Origin of the sequence: Mesorhizobium sp. L103C131B0 (genome assembly GCF_000502275.1) — a bacterium.
GTDB lineage: Bacteria > Pseudomonadota > Alphaproteobacteria > Rhizobiales > Rhizobiaceae > Mesorhizobium.
The window spans coordinates 1-24,861 of sequence record NZ_AYXC01000034.1; the positions used below are offsets into that span (position 1 = coordinate 1).

Consider the following 24,861-nt stretch of genomic DNA (forward strand, 5'->3'; position numbering starts at 1 on the left):
TTGGCGCTGCGGCGGACACATAGGGGGAGAGAAGTGTCACCTATGTATCCGGTTCAAAGTGTTACCCATCTATCGGCTGGACAAGATCGCGCTTCACCTCCGCAGGAATCGGGTGGTTCACGCCCGCCGTTCGCCCCACTTTGATCACATCAAAGGAGGCATCCATGACCATCCATTCGACAAGCACCAAACGCGCAGCCCATTCGGCCGAAGCGCGCATCGCAGCGCAGGACTGGAGTGCTCTGATCGGCGAACTGAACAGCCACGGCAGCACCGTCATGCCGGCGCTGCTTTCACCCGAGGAGTGCACCGAGATCGCCGGTCTCTATCCGCATGAGGACCATTTCCGCAGCCATGTGGTGATGGCCCGCCATGGCTTCGGCAAGGGCGAGTACCGCTATTTCCGCTATCCGCTGCCGGATCTGGTCGGTGGCCTGCGCACCGCGCTCTATCCCAGGCTCGCCGGCGTCGCCAACGACTGGAACGAACGCATGGGCGTTGCACGGCGCTATCCCGATGACCACGCCGCCTTCCTCCAGCTTTGCCACGAAAGCGGCCAAACGCGGCCGACGCCGCTTCTCCTGCAATATGGCCCCGGCGACTTCAACTGCCTCCATCAGGACCTCTATGGCGATCTCGCTTTTCCCCTGCAGGTGGCGATCCTGTTGTCGCAGCCCGGCGAGGATTTCACCGGCGGCGAATTCGTCCTGACCGAACAGCGCCCGCGCATGCAAAGCCGTGCCGAAGTGGTGCCGCTGACCCGGGGCGATGCGGTGATCTTTGCTGTCCACAACCGCCCGGTGCAAGGCACGAAAGGCCATTACCGCGTCAACCTCAGGCACGGCGTCAGCCGCCTGCGCTCCGGCAGGCGGCATACAGTGGGGATCATTTTCCACGACGCGAAGTGACAATTCGTCGGACACAGCCAAAGCACCTCACTACCGCTGCTTATTGACATGGCGAGTTCGGCGGAACAGTCTCCGCTTGTGTAAGAGAGGGGCATTTATGAAACGATCCTATGAGAAGCCGACACTCGTCAGACGGGGCAAGCTCGCCTCGCTCGCCGCCCAGCAGGTGCCGTCAATAGAAGCGGAAGTGCCCGCACCGAACTGAGTACAGAAGCTGGTTCAAAAACAGCCCGTTGCGCAAAATCGCGCGGCGGGCTGTTTTGCATTCTGGAGGTGCGGACCGCAGCGGCTTTTGCGCGCGGCGTCAAATGGGCGCTTCCTCTGGCGCGGCCGATCGCGTAAGGGCCGGGGAAAATCCTCCAAGGTTCTTCCAGTCGCATGATCCGTCTTGAAAGCATCAGCAAACAGAACGGCCGCCAGCTTGTCTTCATCGAGGCCTCGGCCTCGCTACAGAAGGGCGAGAAGATCGGCCTTGTCGGTCCGAACGGCGCCGGCAAGACGACTTTGTTTCGCATGATTACCGGCCAGGAGCAGCCCGACGAGGGCCAGGTGCAGGTCGATCGCGGCGTCACCATCGGCTATTTCAGCCAGGATGTCGGCGACATGGCCGGCCACAGTGCTGTGGCCGAAGTGATGAACGGCGCCGGGCCGGTCAGCGACGTGGCGGCCGAAATGGCCGAACTCGAGGCGGCCATGGCCGATCCCGAGCAGGCCGACCGGATGGATGAGATCATCGAGAAATATGGCGAGGCGCAGCACCGTTTCGAGGAACTCGACGGCTATGCGCTCGATGGCCGCGCCCGCGAAGTGCTGGACGGCCTGGGCTTCAGCCAGGAAATGATGGACGGCGATGTCGGCAAACTGTCCGGCGGCTGGAAGATGCGCGTGGCGCTGGCCCGCATCCTGTTGATGCGGCCCGATGTCATGCTGCTCGACGAACCGTCGAACCATCTCGATCTCGAAAGCCTGATCTGGCTGGAGCAGTTCCTGAAGGGTTATGAGGGCGCGCTGCTGATGACCTCGCACGACCGCGAGTTCATGAACCGCATCGTCAACAAGGTGGTCGAGATCGACGCCGGTTCGCTCACCGCCTATTCCGGCAATTACGAATTCTACCAGCAGCAGCGGGCGATCGCCGACAAGCAGCAGCAGGCGCAGTTCGAGCGCCAGCAGGCCATGCTGGCCAAGGAGATCGCTTTTATCGAGCGCTTCAAGGCGCGGGCGTCACACGCCGCCCAGGTGCAGAGCCGGGTGAAGAAGCTCGACAAGATCGATCGTGTCGAGCCGCCCAAGCGCCGCCAGATCGTGAATTTCGATTTTCAGCCGGCGCCGCGCTGCGGCGAGGATGTCGTGACGCTGAAGAACGTCCACAAGGGATATGGCAGTCGCTCGATCTATGAGGGGCTGGATTTCCAGGTCCGCCGCCGCGAGCGCTGGTGCATCATGGGCGTCAACGGCGCCGGCAAGTCGACACTGCTGAAGCTGGTGGCAGGCGCTTCCGATCCCGACACCGGCACGGTCGCGCGGGGGCCGAGCGTGAAAATGGGCTATTTCGCCCAGCACGCCATGGAGGTGCTGGAGGGCGAACGCACCGTGTTCCAGACGCTGGAGGACGCGTTTCCGCAAGCCGGCCAGGCGCCGCTCAGGGCACTCGCCGGCTGCTTCGGCTTTTCCGGCGACGAGATCGAGAAGAAATGCCGGGTGCTGTCGGGCGGCGAAAAGGCGCGCCTGGTGATGGCGTTGATGCTGTTCGACCCGCCCAATCTTCTGGTGCTCGACGAGCCGACCAACCACCTCGACATCGCGACGAAGGAGATGCTGATCACGGCGCTGTCGCAGTACGAAGGCACCATGCTGTTCGTCTCGCACGACCGCCATTTCCTGGCCGCACTCTCCAACCGCGTGCTGGAACTGACGCCCGAAGGCATCCACACCTATGGCGGCGGCTATACCGAATATGTGGAGAGGACCGGGCACGAGGCGCCGGGGCTGCGGACCTGACGCAGGTCCTGCGTCCGCATTTGCGTCGAGCAAAGCCAGGATTTGTCAGCTCGCCGCCAGCCATTTGCGCGACTGCGCGAAGGCCTTGAAGGCTTTGGCGTCCATCGGGTAGCCGAACAGGAAGCCTTGCAAGATGTCGCAGCCAAGCTCTTTCAGGATGCGCGCGTGCTCCATCGTCTCGACGCCCTCGGCGATCACTTCGATCCCGAGCGACTTGCCGATGTCGATGATGGACGACACAAGCTGCCGCTGTGCGGTTGAGCTGGTGATGGGGGTGACCAGTTGGCGGTCGATCTTGAGGCGACGGGGCCGCAACTTCAACAGCGAGACGATCGAGGCATGCCCGGTGCCGAAATCGTCGATCTCGACGTCGATGCCGAGCCCCTTGATGTGTTCGATGTTCCAGCTGACCAGCTCGTCGTTTTCGTCGAGGAAAATCGACTCCACCAGTTCGAACGACACGGTCCCTTCCTTGATGGGAAGCTTGCGCAAACCCTTGATCAGGTCCCTGTCTTCCAGGCGCCGTGCGGAAACGTTGACCGAGACGCGCGGGATGTTGAGGTGGCTGCGCGACCAACGCTCGAAATTATCGAGCGCCTGCTCCAGGACGGTGCGGTCGATAAGCGCCACGACATTGAGTTCTTCAGCCACCTTGATGTAGGCGTCGGGGGTCAGCATGCCGCGTTGCGGGTGATCCCAACGCGACAGCGCCTCGACGCCGACGATCTCCAGCGTCTTGGCGTCGAACTGCGGCTGATAGTAGACGATGAATTCGTTCCGCTCGAGCCCGCCCAGAATCTCGTCGGCGGTCTGCTTGGTCCGCACGATCTCGCTCTGCAGCTCTTCGTTGAAAAACTCGTAGCGGTTGCGGCCGCGGCCTTTCGCCCGGTACAGCGCCAGATCGGCATTGACAAGCAACTGCCTTGCATCGACGCCGCTATTGGCCGCAATGCCGATGCTGACGCCGAACCGGCACTGGTGACCCAGATAGTCGACCGGCTGGCGCATCGCATCGATAATGTGGTCGGCCAGCGCGGCGAGTTCCTTGTCGTCGCGTCCATGGCTCAGCACGACAAACTCGTCGCCGCCGATGCGCGCAACGAAATCGGCACTGCCGACGCTGGCCTTGATGACTTTCGAAGCATGCACCAGCAATGCATCGCCCGCTGCATGGCCGAGCGTGTCGTTGATCTGCTTGAACCGGTCAAGGTCGAGATGCAGCAACGCCGCACGGCCGTCGGCTTCGCGGTTTTCGGCAAGCATCTCGTCCAGATACCGACGGTTGGGCAGACCGGTCAGCGAATCATGCATCGCGACATGCTCGATGCGGGCTTTGGCCAGGTTCAGTTCGGCATTTTTCGATTCTGAAAGGCGACGTTCACGCACGAGATTCTCGTTGAGCAGCACGTCGCCTGTCACATCCCATTCGGCGCCGATCATTTTTGGCGTGCCGTCGATGTCCCGGAAGAAACTGGCGCGGGTGCGCACATGGCGAATGGTGCCGTCCGGCCGCAGGAGCCGATACTGCGAAGAGTAGGGGCCTTGTGTTGCAACAGCCGAATCGAAATCTGCTTTAGCCCGTTCGAAGTCTTGGGGATGGATCGCCAGCGCCCAGTCGTCATAGCTACGGGTCTTGCCGCCGCCGGGTTTGCCATAGATTTCGTTGATGCGGTCGTCCCATACGAGTTCGTTGCTGACGGTATCGTGCTCCCACACGCCTATAGCAGAGGCTTCCAACGCCAGCTCCAGCCGCCGGGACAGGCGCCTCAACTCGGCGTCACTTTTCTGCCGCTCACCGAAAAGACGTCCTGCCACGAGGATCGGCAGCACCACCAGCGCGCCGGCAAGCGCCATGAGCAGACGCAACAGCCACTCATTTTTCGGAGCGGTCGGCCAGCCGCCCTTCGGTATGGCTGAAATTTGCCAGGAGCCTGAAGGCAATTGCACCTCCGCCATCACCGGATTGCCGGACACGACATTATCGCCGCCGAAGAACAGTTCCCCGCCGCCGCCGAGCGCATCCTTGCCGATAAGCGCCACATCGATATCCAGATCAGGGTCGGTCAGTCCGCTGGCAGCGTAGAGCCGATCGACATCGATCACGGCCGAGACGATACCCCAGAAACGGTCGCCGCCACCCGCCGTCGGCACGAAGACCGGGATACGGCCGATGAAGCCACGTCCGCCTTGCGCCAGTTTGACCGGCCCGGCGAGCACCAGCGCGCGCTGGTCACGGGCGCGAAGCGCGGCCATGCGTTGCGTATCGCTCTTGCGGTAGTCCAGCCCGATGGCTTTTTCATTGCCTTCCAGCGGATACATCAGCGCGATGACGAGGTCGGGGGCGCCGGCAATATCGCGCAACTGCGATTTTTGCTCGAACAGATTACGGGCGAGTGCCGCAAATCTTTGCTGGCCCATATAGGGCTCGGTAACGATTGTCGAAACGAGACCCTGAACCAGCTGGAGATTGCCGCCTATGTTGCCTTCGAGCTTGGCGCGTATGATGTTGACCTTGGCCAGGACGTCGGCGCGCGCCAGCTGATCGGAGACCTCTCTGTTCCTCTGGTCGGCAACCAGGGCGCAGACGAGAAGCACGACAAAGGCAATCGCCGCCGGCAAGTTGGCGGAAGAAAAAACGGCCCGTTTCAACCGGCCGGAATTGAGCATTGCACCTGCCAACTCGATCCGAAGACCTTTCCAGGACAGTAGTCCTTCGGTCGACCATAGTAGCTAAAGCTTAAGTTTGAGCTTCGAGACGAATCCGAGAACAAACGGTAAGCTTTTGGCTGCCAGGGTCCAGCCGAAATCTGAATGAGTGTCCGAAAGTAGGACGCCAGGTTGCAGCGTTCTGCAACCCAGCGGCGAAGTCATATTCGCCTCAGATTGCAACAAGCCGCCTGATCTTGCCGCGCGGGCCCTTGCGGGAGGCTTACTTCCCAGCCATTTGATCGGCCAGCGCCTGCGCCTGGGCGAGCAGCGCCGGGAAAGCCGGGTCAGCCGGCAGGCGCTGCGCCATGCAGGCCCGGTAGTCGCTGTCGCCCTTGTCCCAGGCGGCGTTGGAGGACTCGAACGCTTTTTCGTCCTTCAGGTCCGATGCCTGGTAGGCCTCCTGGAATTTCTGCGCGGCGGCGTCCGCAGCAGCCCACACGGCGTCGCAGGCGGCGATCTTCGGAACGGCAGGGGCTGCCGGCGCTGCGATAATTCTCACGCTGTTGCCTTTGACGAGCGTAACGATGACTTCCTGCTCATAGATCGGCCCGACGTCCTGCGTCCAGCCGCCGAGCCGTGCGAAGGCGATGTCGGCGCCTTCGGGTTTCTTCAATGGAAAGTCGAGCGTTCCCTCGAAGGCGGCGTCGCTGTTGATCGCCTGGGTATAGAAGGCATCCAGCTTAAGCGCCTCATCGATGCCGGCGGGCAGTTTGAAACTTTCGTCGGTCTCGGCGGTTCTGGACTGGAGCCAGCGCTCCAGCAGCCCTCGCGTCGTTGCCACCAGGCTGGGGCCGTCGTCGCCCTTGGTGTATCGCAGCCCATCGAGCATGCCATAGCCGATATCGGAGTCGCTGAGGCTTTCGATATTGATTGTGCCGGTTGGCGGAAAGTCCTTGACCGCCAGCGGCCCGATAATGCCGGCAAGACGCTGCTGGAGGTCGGCCAGCGCCTTCTCGTTCTCAGCGTCGATGGTCTCGATTGCCGCGTTCGCACTGTTCAGCGCCGCGATATCAGCAATCGCCTTGTCACGCGCGGCCACATAGTCGTCCTCCGGCGAGGCCGTGAAAGCCACGCTGCTCACCAGCGCAAACAGAAACGTCCAGACCCACCGCATGATATAAACCCTGCTCTACGTTCGATTCCAAGGATACATGACAACATTGGGCTGAAAAAAGACGGCGTTGGAGCTGCCCCCTTGAGGAAGGAGATGGCCGGCAGGCCAGAGGCGTCGTTGCGCTTGAAGCGCTGACTCCTTTTGCAGCGCGAGACGACGTTAGCGCTTCACGCGCAACGACCCCCTCTGTCGCCTTCGGCGACATCTCCCCCTCGAGGGGGGAGATTGGCGCCTAATCACGCCTTGCGCTTCTCCACCTCCGCCTTCCTCAGCAGGAAGCGCTGGATCTTGCCGCTTGGGGTCTTCGGCAGTTCCGTGATGAACTCGACCTCGCGCGGGTAGGCGTGCGCCGACAGCCGTTTCTTGACGTGCTGGGCCAGCTCTTCGGCGAGCTCCGAATTGCCCTTGTAAGCCGGCGCCAGAACGACGAAGGCCTTGACGATCTCGGTGCGCTGCGGATCGGGCACGCCGACGACAGCCGCCTCGTTGACCGCCGGATGCTCGATCAACGCGCTTTCGACGTCGAACGGGCCGATGCGATAACCGGCCGAGGTGATGACATCGTCGGCGCGGCCGATGAAGGAAACCGAACCGTCCGGCTCGTACTCCACCGTGTCGCCGGTGCGGTAGTAGCCGCCCGTGGTCGCCGGCGTCTCGGCTTGGTGATAGCCGTCGAACCAGCGCAGCGGCGACTTCGCGATGTCGACGGCGAGGATGCCGGGCTGGTTGGGGCCGAGCTCGTTGCCGGCCTCGTCCAGTACCACCATGCGATATCCGGGCATGGCGAAGCCGGCCGAGCCCGCGCGCACGACATGCGAGAGCCCATGATGGTTGTTGACCATCATGCCGTTCTCGGTCTGGCCGTAATGGTCGTGAATGGGCGCGGCGAGATTTGCGTCGAACCAGCGGATGACTTCCGGGTTGAGCGGCTCGCCGGCGCTGCTCACCACGCGCAGTCTGCCTTTGACACGGGCCGCAGCTTCCGCGCCTTCCGCCATCAGCAGGCGATAGGCGGTCGGCGAGCCGGCAAGGCTGGTGACGCCGAGCCGCTCGATGATGTCGTAAGTGCTCTTGGCGTTGAAGGCGCCTTCATGGAAGGTCGTGGCGATGCCGAGCTGCAACGGGCCGGTGATGGCGTAATAGAGGCCGTAGGCCCAGCCGGGATCGGCGATATTCCAGAAGATGTCGTCGGGCAGCAAGCCGATCGCGTCACGCATATAGGCGCCGAAGGCGAGCAGGGCGCGGAGCGGCACCGGGACGCCCTTGGGCAGGCCGGTCGTTCCCGACGTCGACATCATCATGAACAAATCGTCGCCCTTGCGCATCACCGGCTGGCACTCGGGCGAGGCGGCGGCAAGCGCGGCGCGGAAATCGATGTCGCCTGCAGGTAGCACATCGCCATTGCCAAGAATGGTGGCGATTTGCGCTGATGTCTCGACCTCGTCGAGCTTGCCGCGATTGGCCGGGTTGGTCACCACGATCCTGGCGCCGCTATAGCCGAGGCGGTGCTCGATGGCTTTCGGACCGAAGGCGGTGAACAGCGGCTGGTAGACCGCGCCGATGCGCCACGTCCCGAGGATCAGCGCCACCAGTTCGGGGACGCGCGGCAGCATGCCGGCGACGACATCGCCGGCACCGACGCCGGCGGCCTTGAGCACATTGGCGGCGCGCCCGGACATGTCGGCGAGATCGTCGAAGCTGAATTCGCGAAGCTCGCCGCCGGCCGAGATCGCGCGCAGCGCCAGCCGGTCTTCTCCGGTGTAGCGGCCGCAGCATTCGACATAGGCATTGATGCCGGTTCCAGGGTTGCCATACAACCGGGCGATCTCATCTTCGATGCGAAAGCGCTGAGCGGCATCCTCATAGCGCGGCATTTTGCTCATCGCGGTCCTCCCTAAGCGGCGCCCATCTCCCCTTGGAGCGCCTTATCGGTCAGATTGCCTGAAATTGCTGCGCTGGTCGATTACGGCGATAGTCGGGGGATGCGAAGGACCGCAGCGCAGCGACAATCCGCGCCGAGCCACTGCTGTTGACCGAACCATCCATCCGGCCGATAGCACCGCCAGAATTGCCCCGAGGCCCCAATGACCCCAGACTCAACTTTCGATGACGCGGCCATCGCCGACGAAGGACGCGATGCCGACACCGCCTGGCAAAACGACATCCGCGCGGGCGTGCGCCACGTCCGCGATCTCGCCTCGCTGCCGCTGTCACCCGCCGAGCGCGCGGCGGCGCAGGAGGCGGCCGTACACCACAAGGTGCGTGCCCCCAAAACTTATCTCGACCTGATCGACTGGAACGATCCCGCCGACCCGATCCGCGCGCAAATCATTCCATCGCCGGATGAGCTGACCGAAACGGAAGGCGAGCTCGACGATCCGATCGCCGACCATGCCTTCAGTCCGGTGCCGCGACTGACGCACCGCCACGCCGACCGCGTGCTGTTGTTTGCGACCTACCAATGCGCGGTCTATTGCCGCTTCTGCTTCCGCAAGGAGTCTCTGACCTCGATCGGCCGCGGCTACACGCGCGAGGCGCTCGAAGACGCCTTTGCCTATATCGAAGCCCATACCGAAATCCGCGAAGTGATCCTGACCGGCGGCGATCCGCTGTCGCTGCCGGACAAGGCGCTGGCCGAAATCCGCGCCCGCATCGAGGCGATCGCGCATGTCAGGCTGCTGCGTATCCACACGCGCGTGCCTGTCGTACTGCCCGCGCGCATCACGCCGGGGCTGGTTGGCGCCTTGCAGGGCCGGCTGATGGTCACCGTCGTCACCCATTTCAACCATGCGCGGGAGATCACGCCGGCCACCGAATTGGCCTGCCGCGCCATGCGCCAGGCAGGCTTCGTGCTGCTCAACCAGAGCGTCCTGCTCAAGGGCGTCAACGACACGGTCGAGGTGCTGGAGGAACTCTGCCGCGAACTGATGTACCGGCTCGGCGTCAAACCCTATTACCTGCACCATGGCGACCTCGCGCGCGGCATGGCGCACAGGCGCACCACGATTGCGCAGGGACAGGCGCTGGCCGGCGCGCTGCGCGCCCGCCTGTCGGGCATCTGCAATCCGATCTATGTGCTGGACCTGCCGGAAGGCGGCGGCAAGGTGCCGCTCGGGCCATGCCATGTGGAGGGGCGGGAAGGGCAGGATTGGCGCATCCGCGGCCAGGATGGCGAGGTGAGGGTATATCGGGACGTGGTGGTGTAGGCACGGCGCAGCGGCGCCAATGACCGCCGCCGTCACATTGTCGATCGGGATGACCGATCGCACCGAACTATCGCCACGACGCGTTCGCTTGCATTCCGTATGTTGACATAAAGATATCCTTATGTGATGGTTGTCGCCTCAAGGATAAAAAATGTCGCAGAATTCTGCATCGCTGGACGCATTGTTCGGCCCCGTCGCGGCCAGACCCGATGGGTCCGAAGTGCTTGCGGCGCTGACGGCAGCGGCACGCGAGCGCATCCTCATCCTCGACGGCGCCATGGGCACGCAAATCCAGGGTCTCGGCTTCGACGAAGAGCATTTCCGCGGCGAGGCTTTTGCCGGCTGCGCCTGCCACCAGCAGGGCAACAACGACCTCTTGATCCTGACGCAGCCGAAGGCGATCGAGGAGATCCATTATCAATACGCCATCGCTGGCGCCGATATCCTCGAGACCAACACCTTCTCCTCGACCTCGATCGCTCAGGCCGATTACGGCATGGAGGATGCGGTCTACGCGCTGAACCGCGACGGCGCGCGGCTGGTGCGGCGCGCCGCCATTCGCGCCGAGCAGGAAGATGGCAAGCGCCGTTTCGTCGCCGGCGCGCTCGGGCCGACCAACCGCACCGCCTCGATGTCGCCCGACGTCAACAATCCCGGCTATCGCGCCGTGACCTTCGACGATCTGCGCCTGGCCTATGGCGAGCAGTTGCGCGGACTGGTCGACGGTGGCGCCGACATCATCCTGATCGAAACTATCTTCGACACGTTGAACGCCAAGGCGGCGATCTTCGCCTGCAACGAGATATTCATCGAAAAGGGCGTGCACCTGCCGGTGATGATTTCCGGCACCATCACCGATCTCTCCGGCCGCACCCTGTCGGGCCAGACGCCAACCGCCTTCTGGCATTCGGTTCGCCATGCGAGCCCCTTCACCATCGGCCTCAACTGCGCGCTCGGCGCCAATGCGATGCGCGCGCATCTGGCCGAAATTTCAGGCGCTGCCGACACCTTCGTCTGCGCCTATCCGAATGCCGGCCTGCCCAATGAATTCGGCAGATACGACGAGAGCCCGGACTTCATGGCCGCGCAGATCGAGGATTTCGCGCGCGAAGGGCTGGTCAATGTCGTCGGCGGCTGCTGTGGCTCGACGCCGGACCACATCCGCGCCATCGCCGAGGCTGTCAAGAAATATCCGCCACGCGCCATCCCCGAGGTCGAGCGCAAGATGCGCCTGTCTGGGCTGGAGCCGTTCACGCTGACTGATGAGATTCCCTTCGTCAATGTCGGCGAACGCACCAACGTCACCGGCTCGGCCAAGTTCCGAAAGCTGATCACGGCGGGCGACTATGTCCCGGCGCTCGACGTGGCGCGCGACCAGGTCGCCAATGGCGCACAGATCATCGACATCAACATGGATGAAGGCCTGATCGATTCGAAAAAGGCGATGGTCGAGTTCCTCAATTTGATCGCCGCCGAACCCGACATCGCCCGTGTTCCGGTGATGGTCGACTCCTCGAAATGGGAGATCATCGAGGCCGGGCTGAAATGCGTGCAGGGCAAGCCACTGGTCAACTCCATCTCGATGAAGGAAGGCGAGGAAGCCTTTCTGCATCATGCGAAGCTGGTGCGCGCCTACGGCGCGGCGGTGGTCGTCATGGCCTTCGACGAGGCCGGTCAGGCCGACACCAAGGCGCGCAAGGTCGAGATCTGCACCCGCGCCTACAATCTGCTCACCGAACAGGCCGGTTTCCCGCCCGAAGACATCGTCTTCGACCCCAATGTCTTCGCGGTCGCCACCGGCATCGAGGAGCACGACAATTACGGCGTCGACTTCATCGAGGCCGCCGGCGAGATCACCGCCACGCTGCCGCATGTGCATATCTCGGGCGGCGTCTCGAACCTGTCCTTCTCCTTCCGCGGCAACGAGCCGGTGCGCGAGGCGATGCACGCGGTGTTCCTCTACCATGCCATCCAGCGCGGCATGGATATGGGCATCGTCAATGCCGGCCAGCTTGCCGTCTACGACACGATCGAACCGGGACTGCGCGAAGCGTGCGAGGACGTCGTGCTCAACCGCGCGCCCAGGGCCGGCGGCACCGCCACCGAACGCATGCTGGAGATCGCCGAGCGCTTCAAGGGCACCGCCGGCAAGGAAGCCAGGGAGCGCGATCTCGCCTGGCGCGACTGGACGGTCGAGCGGCGGATTTCGCATGCGCTGGTCAACGGCATCACCGAATTCATCGACGCCGACACCGAAGAGGCGCGGCTTGCGGCCGAGCGGCCTCTGCATGTCATCGAAGGCCCGCTGATGGCCGGCATGAATGTCGTCGGCGATCTGTTCGGCGCTGGAAAGATGTTTCTGCCGCAAGTGGTGAAGTCGGCGCGCGTGATGAAGCAGGCGGTGGCCGGATTGCTGCCGCACATGGAGGCCGAAAAACTGGCCAACGCCGCCAATGGCATCGACAATGGCGAGCGCCAGACAGCGGGAAAAATCCTGATGGCGACTGTAAAGGGCGATGTCCACGACATCGGCAAGAACATCGTCGGCGTCGTTCTGGCCTGCAACAATTACGAGATCATCGATCTCGGCGTCATGGTGCCGGCGGCGAAGATCCTGCAGACGGCTCGCGAGCAAAATGTCGACATCATCGGCCTGTCCGGCCTGATCACCCCGTCGCTGGACGAGATGGTGCACATGGCCGCCGAGATGGAGCGTGAAGGGTTTGACATTCCGCTGCTGATCGGCGGCGCCACGACCAGCCGCGTGCACACGGCGGTGAAGATCCACCCGCGCTATTCCAAGGGACAGACGGTCTATGTCAATGACGCCAGCCGCGCCGTCGGCGTCGTGTCATCCTTGCTGTCGAACGAGACCAAGGGCGGCTACGTCGACACAGTGCGGGCCGAGTACAAAAAGGTCGCCGACGCGCATGCCCGCTCCGAGGCCGACAAGCAGCGGCTGCCGCTGGCCAAGGCCAGGGCCAATGCGCACAAGGTCGACTGGTCGACCTATGAGCCGCCGAAGCCGTCCTTCACCGGCGTCAAGGTTTTCGGCAACTGGGACCTGACGGAGCTCGCGCGCTACATCGACTGGACGCCGTTCTTCCAGACTTGGGAACTGAAGGGGCGTTACCCCAAGATCCTCGACGACGAGAAGCAGGGAGCCGCCGCGCGCCAGCTTTTCGAGGATGCGCAGGCGATGCTGAAAAAGATCATCGCGGAAAAATGGTTCGCGCCGCGCGCCGTCATCGGCTTCTGGCCGGCGAACACCGTCGGCGACGACATCAGGCTGTTCACGGATGAGGCACGCTCGCAGGAACTGGCAACCTTCTTCACGCTGCGCCAGCAACTGCCCAAGCGCGACGGCAAGGCTAATGTCGCGCTGTCGGATTTCGTCGCGCCTCAGGACATAGGCAAGCCGGATTATATCGGCGGCTTCATCGTCACCGCGGGGATCGAGGAGGTGGCGATATCAGAGCGCTTCGAGCGCGCCAATGACGATTATTCCTCGATCATGGTCAAGGCGCTGGCCGATCGTTTCGCCGAAGCGTTCGCCGAGCGCATGCACGAGAAGGTGCGCAAGGAATTCTGGGGCTATGCATCAGACGAGACGCTGGCGCCCGACGAACTGGTCGGCGAGCCTTATCGCGGCATCCGCCCGGCGCCCGGCTATCCCGCGCAGCCCGATCATACCGAGAAGGCGACCTTGTTCCGGCTGCTCGACGGCGAGCGCAATGCCGGCGTCAGCCTGACCGAGAGCTATGCGATGTGGCCGGGCTCCTCGGTCTCCGGCATCTATCTCGCCCATCCCGAAAGCTATTATTTCGGTGTCGCCAAGGTCGAACGCGACCAGGTCGAGGACTATGCGCGGCGTAAAGCCATGCCGCTGGCCGATGCCGAGCGCTGGCTTGGGCCGATCCTCAACTATGTGCCCGTGGCTTATGCCGAGGCGGCGGAATAGCCGGGACGTGATCTTGCCCAATGGCTGCTCGACCGCTCCCTTGATTTCCGCCGTCGAAAAAAATCTCGCCGCACCCGGTTCTCGGCGAACTGCCGGTATGTCGGTCTGTCAGACTTAGGTCCCTCGCGCCTGCTTTTCTGGAACAAGCCTTGATGTCCCGCATTTATTGACAGGGACACAAGGAGTGTCGAGTGAAAGCGATTTTGGGACTGGTCGGCGGCTTCGTACTGACCCTTGCAGTGTTCGGCAGCGGGCTGGTCTTCGCAGCCTGGCTGCTTGCCGCCAAGCCCGCGCGCGAAGCAAGGCCCACCGTCAGCGTGGCGGAACTGTGGACCCGGAAAGCGCGGCCGGTGGACAAGACGGCGCAGGACTTCGAACGTGTGCCACCCGAGCAGTCCGCGCCTGCCGACATCGCCACCAAGAAGGCGAACCCGGCCAACCAGCAGCCCGATCCCACCGTCACCGGCGCCATCGCGCCGGGCGAACTGCCGCCGCCACATCTCGCCTGGTGCGCCAGCCGCTACCGCTCCTACGATCCCGACGACAACAGCTACATGTCCTATAGCGGACAGCAGCGCACCTGCGTCTCGCCCTATCTCGCCGCCGACCGCGCCGCGCCGCGAGAGGCAAGCTATGTCGAGGGCGCGGGCGCCTACGCGGCTGCCGGCGGCGAACCGGACCATGTCGCCTCCTGCTTCAGCCGCTATCGCTCGTACCGTCCGGAAGACAACAGCTACCAGCCATACTCCGGCGGGCCGAGACGGCAATGCGAGTAGCCAGCGCGAAGGGCGCCGCCAACGATTGCGACCGCGCGATTTCTGGGATCGTCCGGATCGTCCTCAAAGCCCAGGGGAGGAACCACCATGGAAGACGACCGCCATCACAAGATACAGCAGCGCGCCTACCAGATCTGGGAGCGCGAAGGCACTGGCGACCCCGAGCACCACTGGCACCGGGCCGAGGCCGAAATCGACCGCGAAGCAGCCCTGCCGCTGACGGCCGACGACGCCCTGCCGCGCGAGATCGCCAGCACCGACGTCCTGACCGTCGAGGAACTCGCCGTGCGCACCGGCATATCGGGCGACGAGGCGCAGGAGCTGATCGACAGGCTGGGCACGGACCGGGCGGTGGTTGAGCAGGCTGCGCGGGGGATTGAGGGGAAGAGGCGGGCGACGTCCTGATCAGAGGCCCAGGACGATCTTTCAGAGTGGTCTTGTTGACACTTATCACTTTGGCAGTCGCGACAGAGGCCGTCATTCTCTGACAGCTTTGCGCCTAAATTGATCCGTGCTGGCCATAGCAACATCCGTAAGCGGACGGTGCCGATGCCGGCGAAGCAGCCCAGATGCTGCGATACGAAGTGCCAACCACTTCGCGGCACCAGCGTGCCTGTAGACACTCTCGCCACTTTCTCTATACGACGTCGAGACGGGGTGGCGAGCAACGATGATCACAGTGTTGGTGCACGAGTTGAATCAGACGCCGATGCGGCGGCTGATTTCGTCGGCAGGGCACTTGTTGCCGCTTTTGCGCATGGAAACCTATCAGTCAGTCTTCCGCCGACTGAACTTTCCCGCGGGTACCTTGGTTTTTACTGATTTTGAGTATCTGAATGGCATGGAAATGATGGCGGCGGCGGATATTGCCGAAGCCGCAAAGCGCGCCGACCCTGATGCTCGAATTCTAAACCATCCCGCGACTGTCCTGGAGCGGTTCGCCCTGCTCCGCCGGCTTCGTATTAGAGGAATCAACCCGGTCGAAGTATCGCGTCTGGAGCAGGATGAGCGACCAACCCGTTACCCTGTTTTTATCCGGATGGAAGATGGCTTCTGGGGGCCGGAAACCAAGCTTCTGGAAAACCCACGCCAACTTGAAGAGGCGATCGCCGTTCTCCAGGGCAACGCCAAGCCGATGAAGCGGCGCATCGCCGTCTCCTTTGAAGCCGATCGCGATTCGAACGGCTACTATCGAAAGTATGGCGCATTCCGCATTGGGGACGCGATTGTGTCCCAGCACATACTTAGGTCCGTCGACTGGAACGTTAAGTCATCGGCAAGCAGCACCGACCCGGATTTCGTGCGCGAGGAACTCGCCTTCGTAAAGGACAATCCGCACGCTGAGGACCTGCTTCGCGCCTGCAATACGGGCCATATCCAGTTCGGCCGCGTGGACTACACGTTGCGAGACGGCGCATTGGTGATATTCGAGGTCAACCCCAATCCGACTTTTCCGAAGTTCAAAGGTGGCGCAGCCGCCCGTGAGGAACGACGTGGCCACATTATCGCGGCGTTGAAAGTTGCATTCGAGGGAATCGACAGTTCCGGCACCGGGAGAATCGACTTCCTGCCTTCAGCCGGATCTTACCAATTCATTCAGTCGGGCCGCTGGATATGGCCGGTGAGATGGCTTTGGAGAACAAGAATGGCCCGGCGAAGGAAGATGCAATCGCAATGAACGGCCCGCGAGAAAGCCCACCGGCAGGACAACGGCTCTCGATTTACACCGACGAACCACTCACGCAACTTGCCCGTTTTTCGTTTGATTGGGCTGAGGTGCTGTGTGACCCGAGCCATGGGTGTATGCCCTACCATCGCACGTGGAGCATGATCCGCCTGCTGGAATCGAAAGGTGCCAAGCCGGCCGGCGGGGGGTTCTTTGGACGTGAATTGGCTGCCGTGGCCCAGGAGGGCCGCTGTCGCATTCTCCTGTCGGGCGCGGCCGACACCGGCCTGGCGGCAATGGTTCTGGGCCAAACGAGGCCGGTCGGCATCGAGCCCGAATTTGTGCTGATCGATCGCTGTGAAACGACGGTCGAACAGAACAGGCTGTTTGCCCGCTCCGCCGGTTTTGCGCTCGAGACCCACCGCGCCGACATTCGCGGTTGCGACTGTGCGCCGGTGCAGGCAGTTGTCGCGCATAGCGTTCTTAATTTCTTCGACCGCAGCGCACGCCAGCAGGTGGTCGACAGTTGGGCGCGTAGTCTCAAGCCTGGCGGACGCCTGCTTCTCTCCCAGAGGTTGCTATCGGAAAAAGACCAGCCGAGGGGGCCTCGCGGCATCGCTGAAATCGGCCGAAGGCTTTCGACCATCGAGAAGGCCGCCGTCGCGGCGCATTTTCCTGCCGCTGCCGTGGCGGAGCTGAAGACGGCCGTCGAAGCGCTCTGGGGTGAACCGCTGCATGAAGATCGCACTACATATTCAGACCTTGCGGATATGCTGAAGCAATCCAATCTGACGATTGTCGGCTCGGAGCAGCATCATACCGGGAAAAGCGTTTCCCCGCTTGCCGCTGCCGACAGCGTCCAGACAATTCCAAGATACGAAATCGTCGCCGTCAGGATGTAGCCCGACCACTAGAACAAGTGCGACATCGCAGAAGCGGGAAGGTCGATAGCCGCTATCCGATCTAGATAAAACCAGGTCGCCACTGCGACCGCAACCGAGGTGCAAGATGCCAGTGCCGCCGACTTCAAGGTCAGCTTCTGACCGGCTGCAATCCATATCAGGGTAAACAGGGATAGCGCCGCCGGGAGGCCCGCCAGCCAGACAGCGGCCGGCAACAGGAGCATCATCATCAACGGCACACGATGGCTTTCCGGGATCGTATGGGTCCGTCCGCCTCCCTGTTTCTCGTGGCCAACAAGCGAGATCGTTTGCACAAGGGCGACCGCGAGCATCGCAAACAGACAACACCAGGCCACGGCCTGCGCGAAGATCGAATAGCCTGGCTGCCCTTGGAGCGATATCGCTGCCATCACAGCGCATCCACCGGTCAACAGCCATGCGACTGCGGCATCGGCACGCTTTGGCTTGACACGTCGCGGCGGCAAAACACCACCGCGCACGATCCATGCGAGGGAAAGCGCGATTATGACCATGATCGTCAACGACGCCGGCCGTTGTAGAGGGTTCAGCCTGCCGACACGGGCCAACTCCACACTGAGCGCCAGGTTTCGCTCGATGAAGCCGCCCAGGACGAATGATATGACAAAAGGAATTTGCGGCCAGGCGAGGCGCTTCAGCATGTAGCCGGCCAGCCCGAAAGCGACGGCTACGTACAGATCGATCAGCAGCCCGTTTAGCTGCACGATCGTCACGAAGCTGACGACAATGATCGGGAGCGCGATGCGGTCGATCCTGAGAGCAGTCAGGCGCGCAAAATATGGTGTCAACGCCAATCCCACTGCGGACGTCAGCAGGTTCGACAGCAGCAGCGCGGTAATCAACGTGAACGTCAGGGGCAAGCCGGTCGTCAGCATCGGTATGCCCGGAACGATGCCGTGTACCGTCAGGACTGTCAGCAGGATCAAGCCGCCCTCGCTGCCGGGAAGGCCGAAGGCAACGGTCGGCAGAAGCGAGCCTCCGTCCTTCGAATCGACGGCCGCTTCCGGCGCAATGATGCCCCTGATGTCACCAGATCCGAACCTTGAGCGCTGGTCCCTGGGGGTTGTCTGGATCGCCTGCCCGTAGGCAACGAAGCTGGCGACCGTTCCTCCAACACCTGGAATGATGCCGACCAACACGCCGATGGCCGACGATCGCATTGTTAGTCCCCAATGACGAAAGACAGCAAGCATACCGGTCCAGATCGAGTCGTTCGGGTTTTCCAGGCCAGCCGCTTTTTCAAGCTGCAATCTTTTTCGCCACGAGATGATTTCAGAAACGGTGAAAAAGCCAAGCAGCAGCGCGACCATGTCGACGCCGTCGAAGAGAGCGATGCTCCCAAACGTCCAGCGTGGTTGGCCATAGGTCGGATCAGTTCCGACAAGACCGACCAAAAGCCCCAGCAGCGCCATCGCCAGCGCTTTCAGACGGGACGCGCTTGGAACCGCAATGATCGTCGACAGGCCCCACACGCCGAGCAGCACGTATTCAAACGGTCCGAATTGCAGGATGAACGGCCGAATGATCGGCATGAGCGCTATGAGGACGAGGACGCCAAAAACCGATCCGACGGCCGAGGCCGTTGCCGCGGCGGCTATCGCGGTGCGAGGCAGGCCGGCCCTGGACATCGGATGGCCGTCGAGCAGGGTTGCCGCGCTTGGCGCGTTGCCCGGTATGTTGAAGAGGATAGCCGTTATAGATCCCATGAAGGTCGCGCCGCCGGTCAGGGCGCCAAACAGCAACAACACCGATACCGGATCCCAATGCACGGTTGCGACCAGCAGAAGGGTTGCAAGGCTGGCGCCGCCAATCCCTGGAAGAAAGGACGTAGCCATGGCAACCAAGGTGCCAAGCACCGGGATCAGTATGTTCGGCCAGGAGAATACATTGCCCAGTCCAGTGCCGAGGGCAGCCCAATATCCGGTCATCAGCGCGTTGCTCGCGCATCCCGCTCGAGTTCCGGGTGTTTTTTCAGATACGCTTCCGCCTCATGGAAGGCACTGAGCATATCGTTGATCACGATGACGGTCTGGTCAGCGTCGCGCGGCTCGATTGGACGTTTCTGAGCTTCAAGCGCCACCTTGAACCCATCGCTCTTGACCGCGGCGGAGACGGCGTCACGAAGACAACCTAGCGATTTCTGCTCCATGTCGGCAGGGGCAAAAAATCCCCGCGCTGTCGCCGAAGCTTTCGCGACGGCGATGGCCAACCGCAATCGTTCTTCCTGCTTCTCCTTGGAAAGGCCTTGGCTGCGCTGCCACACCAACCCTCCTTCACCCGCCAGGAAAGCCACGCCTGGCGCGTTCGGGTCAGGTCCCTCCGTGAGAACCAGACCGACTTTGGCTTCGCCTGCGGCGGTCGAGCGCAAGCCTGTCGTCAATGAATTGGATGTCATATCGCCTTCGCCACGCAGGAGCGCGGACATGAGTGCGCCGCTGCCTTCATAGCCCGAGACCACGTCGACCTTGATATCGAGGAGGTGCGCGGTGAGCACTATCGGCAGGATGCCGGCTTCAAGCGATGAAACCGACGCGACCAGATGTTTGGCGCTTTGCAAATCGACATCGTTCCGAACAATCCACGCTTCGGGATCGATGTGAATCAGTCCTATCGGATTTAGCCGATTCATCCAGTTGTCGACGCCAGCCGGAATGTCACCTTGCGAAATTATGTCTGAGACGCTTTCAATCATAAGGACCAGTTCGTCGGACGGGGCATTGGTTACACGCTTTAGCGCCGCAAATCCGCCTGCCGCAGGCATATTGACGACCCTGACATTGAGCTCGGTCGTGCTGGCAAGGGCCGGCGCAAATGCACGGGCATAGGTATCATAGCCGCCGCCGGCAGCGTTGGGGACAACGAGGGTGATTCGCCGGCCGGCGTAGGTGGTTGCGCAAGCGATCTCGCCGCCGCTTGCCGCGGACGGCAGGTAGATTGCCGCGGCGGTGATTGCCGCCAACGCCACACGAAAGAACTTCATCTCGCCAAGCCCCAGATTTCACCCAGTGGTGATACTTTAGAAAGCCCTTGCAACGCCAGCGTTGTTCCTTAGCAATCGCGCTTAGGTTCGTGAATGTCGCGGTCTGTGTGGCCAATTGGCGTCCGCAACCGGCGTCTACCCCGATCTTCAAATTTCTTGCGATCTGCCATGCGGTTATTCAGTCCATTAACCTTTCATTAACCATACCACCGCTAGCGTTTACCTCTCAGTAAGGAATCGCCCGCCGTGACCTTTGCCGCTCCCCTCGAGGCCAAATCCATTCGCTTTCGCGCCCGCTCCTTCGTGGCTTTCACGCTGACGCCCGAGGCGCCTTTGGACGTTTGGCTGGAGAGCCTCGATCGCTGGGTCGGCAATTCGCCGGGATATTTTGCGGGGCGCCCGGTGGTGCTCGACCTGAACGTGCTCAAGCCCGATGTCGTGGCCATCGAAGCGCTGGTCGATCTGCTCGGCCAGCGCGGAATCCGCATCTATGCCATGGAACTCGATGGTGGCGCCGAGCTTGGCACGCATCTGCCGCCGGTGCTGGTCGGCGCCAAGGAGGCGACCACCGACGGGCTGCTGCAGCCGAGCCGCAAGGCGGGCAGGGCGGAGGAGGACACTGCGGTAAGCGACATGAAGGCGGCCGGTGACATCAAGGCAGAGGCCGGCGATTTGAAGGCGGGCGATTTGAAACCGGCGAGCGATGCCAAGGCACAGCCGAAAGACGCCAAAATTGCCGCACCCGACGCTGGCACGCTGATGATCCGCTCGCCGATCCGTTCAGGGCAGCTGATCTTCCATCCGCATGGCGATGTCATCGTGCTGGGCTCCGTCGCGTCCGGCTCCGAGATCGTCGCCACTGGTTCCATCCACGTCTATGGCACGCTGCGCGGCCGCGCTTCGGCAGGCGCTCAAGGGAACACGGCGGCGCGTGTCTTCTGCCGCAGGAACGAAGCCGAACTTCTCTCGGTCGATGGCTGGTATTGCACGGCCGAGGAGATGGACCCGTCAGTCCGGGGCAAGCCTGTGCAGGCATTTCTCGAAAACGGCATGCTGCGCATCGCCCCTTTCAGCTAATGCGTCTCGCCCGACAACGACATAACGAACAACAACGGAGGCTTTATTGATGGGCAAGGTAGTGGTGGTCACCTCGGGCAAGGGGGGCGTCGGCAAGACGACCTCTACCGCGGCTCTGGGGGCGGCGGTCGCCAAGACCGGCAAGAAAGTGGCGCTGGTCGATTTCGATGTCGGCCTGCGCAACCTCGATTTGATCATGGGCGCCGAACGGCGCGTGGTGTTCGACCTCGTCAACGTCATCCAGGGCTCGGCAAAGCTGTCGCAGGCGCTGATCCGCGACAAGCGGGTCGAGACGCTGTTCCTGCTGCCGGCTTCGCAGACGCGCGACAAGGATGCGCTGACCGAGGAGGGCGTGGCCGAGGTCATCGGCAAGCTGCGCTCGGTCTTCGATTATGTCTTCTGCGACAGCCCGGCCGGCATCGAGCGCGGCGCGCAGCTCGCCATGCGCTTTGCCGACGAGGCGGTCATCGTCACCAATCCTGAAGTGTCGTCGGTGCGCGATTCCGACCGCATCATCGGCCTGCTCGATTCCCGCACCTTGCGCGCCGAGGAGGGCGAGCAGATCGCCAAGCACGTGCTGGTCACGCGCTACGATGCGGGACGCGCCGCGCGCGGTGAAATGCTGTCGATCGACGATGTGCTGGAGATCCTGTCGGTGCCGCTGCTCGGCATCATTCCCGAGAGCCAGGATGTGCTGCGCGCCTCCAACCTCGGTTCGCCGGTGACGCTGTCGGAGCCGCTCAATGCCGCCGCCAAGGCTTACATCGACGCGGCCAAGCGGCTCGAGGGCGAACAGCTGCCGGTCATCGTGCCCTTCGAGCGAAAGGGCTTCCTCGATCGTCTTTTGGGAAGGAGGGCGGCATGAACCTGCTCGACATCTTCAAGCGGCGCACCAGCGCGCCGGTGGCGCGCGAACGGCTGCAAGTGCTGCTNCAGCCCGATCTCGTCTCCATCCTGCGCGAGGAGATCATGGCGGTGATCGCCAAGCATGTGCAGATCGACCAGGACTATCTGCAAGTCTCGATGGACCGCGGCGAGACCATGTCGACGCTGGAGATCGACATCCAGATCCCCAACAAGAGCGCAGTGCCGCTGGCCATGGCCGGGTGAGATTGAAGCTGCTGATCTCCCCCACGAGGGGGGAGATTGCGCTCCTCGCGCTCGCCTGCGCCAAGCACCCCCGCCCGGACCTACGGTCCGACCTCCCCACAAGGGGGAGGTAGGGGGCCAGCGCCTCTCCCCAAAAAACATTCAACCAACTAGTTGACTATCTAAAATCTCGCCTCTATATTCAACTACATGGTTGAATTAGAGGCGCCCCAGATGGACCAGGTTTTTCACGCCCTTGGCGACGCCACGCGCCGGAACATGCTTAACCACCTCGCCGGCGGCGAGCGTACGGTGAGCGAGTTGGCGCAGCCCTTTGCCATGTCGCTGGCCGCCGCCTCCAAGCACATCAAGGCGCTGGAGCATGCCGGGCTGATCCGGCGCGAAGTGCGCGGGCGCACCCATGTCTGCCGCCTCGAGGCCCGCCCGCTGGCCACCGCCTATCAGTGGCTCGGCCAATACGCGCGTTTCTGGAACAGCCGCCTCGATGTGCTCGAACAGCTTTTGCGCGAGGAGGCGGGGCGCAAAACGCCGGCAGCGCAGACAACGCCGGCACCGGCAAATCCAGAACCATCGAAGCCGGAATCACCCAGGCCAACACCTTCCAAGGGAGACGACCGATGAACCAGATGAACAGCTTCGACGGCTACGCCCAGCTGATCCAGCCGGCCACTTTGAGGATCGAACGGCTTTTGCCCGGAACCAGGGAGCGCGTCTGGGAATATCTGACGCAGAGCGATCTGCGCTGCAAATGGCTGGCGGCCGGCGACATGGAGATGGAGGAAGGCTCTTCCTTCGAGCTGGTCTGGCGCAATGACGAACTGACCGACCCGCCCGGCGACAGGCCGGCCAGCTTCAGTGGCGGCGAGCAGCGGATGCACAACCAGATTGTCGAGTGCGATCCGCCGCGCAAGCTCACCATCACCTGGAACGGCAGCGGCAATGTCACCTTCGAATTGGCGCAGCGCGGCGACGACGTTCTGCTCACCCTGGTCCACCGCCGCCTGCCAGACCGCTCGAGCCTGATGATGCATGCCGCAGGCTGGCACGTGCATCTCGACCTCCTGGTTGCCCGCGTGGCGGCCGAGAAGCCCGAACCGTTCTGGGACAGCTTTAGCCGTATCGTGGCGGAATACGACCGGCGCCTGCCGGCCTGACCTGACCTGACGCATCGCCCGGTCCAACCGGGCACCATCGATCCCTTGCGCCGGATGCCGGCGCAGGGGCCGGCGAAACACGCGCCTTCGCCAGACACCGCGGCGCGCCAGCGGAAATGAAACCAGGCAACGTGCTTGCATCCCGCAAGCCCGAAGGAGGAAGTCATGCGTAAATTGATCACCGGAATGAAGATCTCCATCGACGGCAAGATCGAAGGCCCCGAAGGCTTTGCCGACTGGGTCGACAACTGGTCGGAGGAATACGGCCTGATGCCTGAGATCGACGCCTGCCTGCTCGGCGGCATCATGTATGCCGGTTATGAGCGCTACTGGAGCGCGATCCAACAGAACGAGCTGGACCAGCCATTGCCGATGACCGGCAGGCTGGTCGACCCGGCCGAACTCGAATGGGCGCGCTTTGCCGCGAAAACCCCGCACTATGTGCTGTCGAACACCATGACTTCGGCCGCCTGGGCCTCGACGCGCTTCCTGCGCAGCCTCGACGACATCGCGGCGCTGAAGCGCGAGCCCGGCAAGAACATCTATCTCATGGGCGGCGCCCGCATCACCGCCAGCCTGATCCAGGCGGGGCTAGTGGATGAAATGCGGCTCATCGTCTACCCGCTGCTCGCCGGCGACGGCAAGGCGCTGTTCGGCATGGTGCACGCCCGGCACAGACTGGAACTGCGCAAGGCCGAGGCGCTTTCGGATGGACGTGTGAGCCTGGTGTATGGGCTGGCGAGCTAGCTTCTTTTCCTCTCCCCCGAGGAAGGGCGCAAGCTTATGCGAGCTGGCATTTTCCTCTCCCTCCGGAGGGGGGAGGGGTGGCGCCGCGAAGCCGCGACGGAGTGGGGGAAGGCGCTCATGAAACCCACGGTCGCCGCAAGACAGGAGCGACGGAAGCGAGGCGAAACGCCTGCAGGCAGGCAATCAGGCGGATGAACGGTCGACCCCCACTTCGTCGAGCTTCGCTCGACACCTCTCCCCCGATCGACGGGGGAGAGGAAGGGCGCGAGCTTATGCGAGCTGGCATTTTCCTCTCCCTCCGGAGGGGGGAGAGGTGGCGCCGCGAAGCGGCGACGGAGTGGGGGAAGGCGCTCATGAAACCCACGGTCGCCGCCTCCGGCAAGCAGGCAATCGGGCGGATGTGATGGACGGTCGACCCCACTCCGTCGAGCTTTGCTCGTGTCCAGCCGATAGATGGGTAACACTTTGAACCGGATACATAGGTGACACTTCTCTCCCCCTATGCGTCCGC

19 protein-coding genes are annotated in these 24,861 nt (G+C 62.8%); 14 read left to right on the top strand and 5 right to left on the bottom strand.

The features are described from left to right. Positions 1–164: 164 nt before the first annotated feature. Positions 165–908 carry a 2OG-Fe(II) oxygenase gene (locus tag X730_RS136535; protein ID WP_023754668.1) on the top strand — a complete coding sequence of 248 codons (744 nt, stop codon included), beginning with the start codon at positions 165–167 and terminating at the stop codon, positions 906–908. A 378-nt stretch (positions 909–1,286) separates the two neighbouring features. Further along, a complete protein-coding gene (locus X730_RS136530; RefSeq protein WP_023827695.1) occupies positions 1,287–2,909 on the top strand; it encodes an ABC-F family ATP-binding cassette domain-containing protein in 1,623 nt (540 codons plus the stop codon). Positions 2,910–2,954: 45 nt separating this feature from the next. Here the strand turns inward: X730_RS136530 and X730_RS136525 are convergent, their stop codons facing one another. The 3 genes from X730_RS136525 to X730_RS136515 form a co-directional block, all read right to left on the bottom strand. Next, complete coding sequence (locus X730_RS136525; protein ID WP_023827696.1) at positions 2,955–5,576, bottom strand: EAL domain-containing protein; 2,622 nt, start codon at positions 5,574–5,576, stop codon at positions 2,955–2,957. A gap of 262 nt (positions 5,577–5,838) precedes the next feature. Further along, positions 5,839–6,732 (bottom strand): hypothetical protein, encoded by an 894-nt coding sequence (locus X730_RS136520; RefSeq protein WP_023827697.1) that lies wholly within the window; start codon positions 6,730–6,732, stop codon positions 5,839–5,841. A 236-nt stretch (positions 6,733–6,968) separates the two neighbouring features. Continuing rightward, a complete protein-coding gene (locus X730_RS136515) occupies positions 6,969–8,615 on the bottom strand; it encodes an acyl-CoA synthetase (RefSeq protein WP_023827698.1) in 1,647 nt (548 codons plus the stop codon). Between the two features lie 201 nt (positions 8,616–8,816). Between X730_RS136515 and X730_RS136510 the strand changes: the two genes are divergently transcribed. The 6 genes from X730_RS136510 (at position 8,817) to X730_RS136490 (ending at position 17,243) form a co-directional block, all read left to right on the top strand. Then, the gene (locus tag X730_RS136510; RefSeq protein WP_023827699.1) at positions 8,817–9,938 is read left to right on the top strand and encodes a KamA family radical SAM protein; all 1,122 of its coding nucleotides are present in this window, start codon (positions 8,817–8,819) and stop codon (positions 9,936–9,938) included. 151 nt (positions 9,939–10,089) lie between these two features. Then, the gene (gene metH, locus X730_RS136505; RefSeq protein WP_023827700.1) at positions 10,090–13,899 is read left to right on the top strand and encodes a methionine synthase; all 3,810 of its coding nucleotides are present in this window, start codon (positions 10,090–10,092) and stop codon (positions 13,897–13,899) included. Positions 13,900–14,090: 191 nt separating this feature from the next. Then, positions 14,091–14,675 carry a BA14K family protein gene (locus X730_RS136500; protein WP_023827701.1) on the top strand — a complete coding sequence of 195 codons (585 nt, stop codon included), beginning with the start codon at positions 14,091–14,093 and terminating at the stop codon, positions 14,673–14,675. Positions 14,676–14,762: 87 nt separating this feature from the next. Next, a complete protein-coding gene (locus tag X730_RS136495) occupies positions 14,763–15,080 on the top strand; it encodes a DUF2934 domain-containing protein (RefSeq protein ID WP_023754663.1) in 318 nt (105 codons plus the stop codon). Between the two features lie 265 nt (positions 15,081–15,345). Further along, entirely contained in the window at positions 15,346–16,353 is a 1,008-nt protein-coding gene (locus X730_RS0134990) for a hypothetical protein (RefSeq protein WP_023827702.1), read from the top strand. Next, positions 16,302–17,243 carry a class I SAM-dependent methyltransferase gene (locus tag X730_RS136490; RefSeq protein WP_196814857.1) on the top strand — a complete coding sequence of 314 codons (942 nt, stop codon included), beginning with the start codon at positions 16,302–16,304 and terminating at the stop codon, positions 17,241–17,243. Before X730_RS0134990 ends, X730_RS136490 begins: the two co-directional genes overlap by 52 nt. An 8-nt stretch (positions 17,244–17,251) precedes the next feature. On the opposite strand, the gene X730_RS0134995 is transcribed toward X730_RS136490, so the two are convergent. Further along, entirely contained in the window at positions 17,252–19,210 is a 1,959-nt protein-coding gene (locus X730_RS0134995; RefSeq protein ID WP_023695519.1) for a tripartite tricarboxylate transporter permease, read from the bottom strand. Then, entirely contained in the window at positions 19,210–20,262 is a 1,053-nt protein-coding gene (locus X730_RS136485) for a hypothetical protein (RefSeq protein WP_023695518.1), read from the bottom strand. The genes X730_RS0134995 and X730_RS136485 overlap by 1 nt, the downstream gene beginning before the upstream one ends. Before the next feature lie 246 nt (positions 20,263–20,508). On the opposite strand from X730_RS136485, the gene minC reads away from it, so the two are divergent. From minC to X730_RS136460, 6 genes are all read left to right on the top strand, one after another. Next, positions 20,509–21,339, top strand: coding sequence for a septum site-determining protein MinC (gene minC / locus X730_RS136480; protein ID WP_023695517.1), 831 nt, complete (start codon positions 20,509–20,511; stop codon positions 21,337–21,339). Between the two features lie 49 nt (positions 21,340–21,388). Continuing rightward, the gene (gene minD, locus X730_RS136475; protein ID WP_023670342.1) at positions 21,389–22,204 is read left to right on the top strand and encodes a septum site-determining protein MinD; all 816 of its coding nucleotides are present in this window, start codon (positions 21,389–21,391) and stop codon (positions 22,202–22,204) included. Beyond that, the gene (minE, locus tag X730_RS136470) at positions 22,201–22,449 is read left to right on the top strand and encodes a cell division topological specificity factor MinE (protein ID WP_023827703.1); all 249 of its coding nucleotides are present in this window, start codon (positions 22,201–22,203) and stop codon (positions 22,447–22,449) included. Before minD ends, minE begins: the two co-directional genes overlap by 4 nt. Positions 22,450–22,638: 189 nt before the next feature. Then, positions 22,639–23,070 carry a metalloregulator ArsR/SmtB family transcription factor gene (locus X730_RS0135000; protein ID WP_050588166.1) on the top strand — a complete coding sequence of 144 codons (432 nt, stop codon included), beginning with the start codon at positions 22,639–22,641 and terminating at the stop codon, positions 23,068–23,070. Then, positions 23,067–23,603 carry an SRPBCC family protein gene (locus tag X730_RS136465; RefSeq protein WP_023743860.1) on the top strand — a complete coding sequence of 179 codons (537 nt, stop codon included), beginning with the start codon at positions 23,067–23,069 and terminating at the stop codon, positions 23,601–23,603. Before X730_RS0135000 ends, X730_RS136465 begins: the two co-directional genes overlap by 4 nt. Before the next feature lie 165 nt (positions 23,604–23,768). Continuing rightward, positions 23,769–24,350: a dihydrofolate reductase family protein gene (locus X730_RS136460; protein ID WP_031197482.1), complete on the top strand. Its 582-nt coding sequence runs from the start codon at positions 23,769–23,771 to the stop codon at positions 24,348–24,350. Positions 24,351–24,861: the final 511 nt, after the last annotated feature.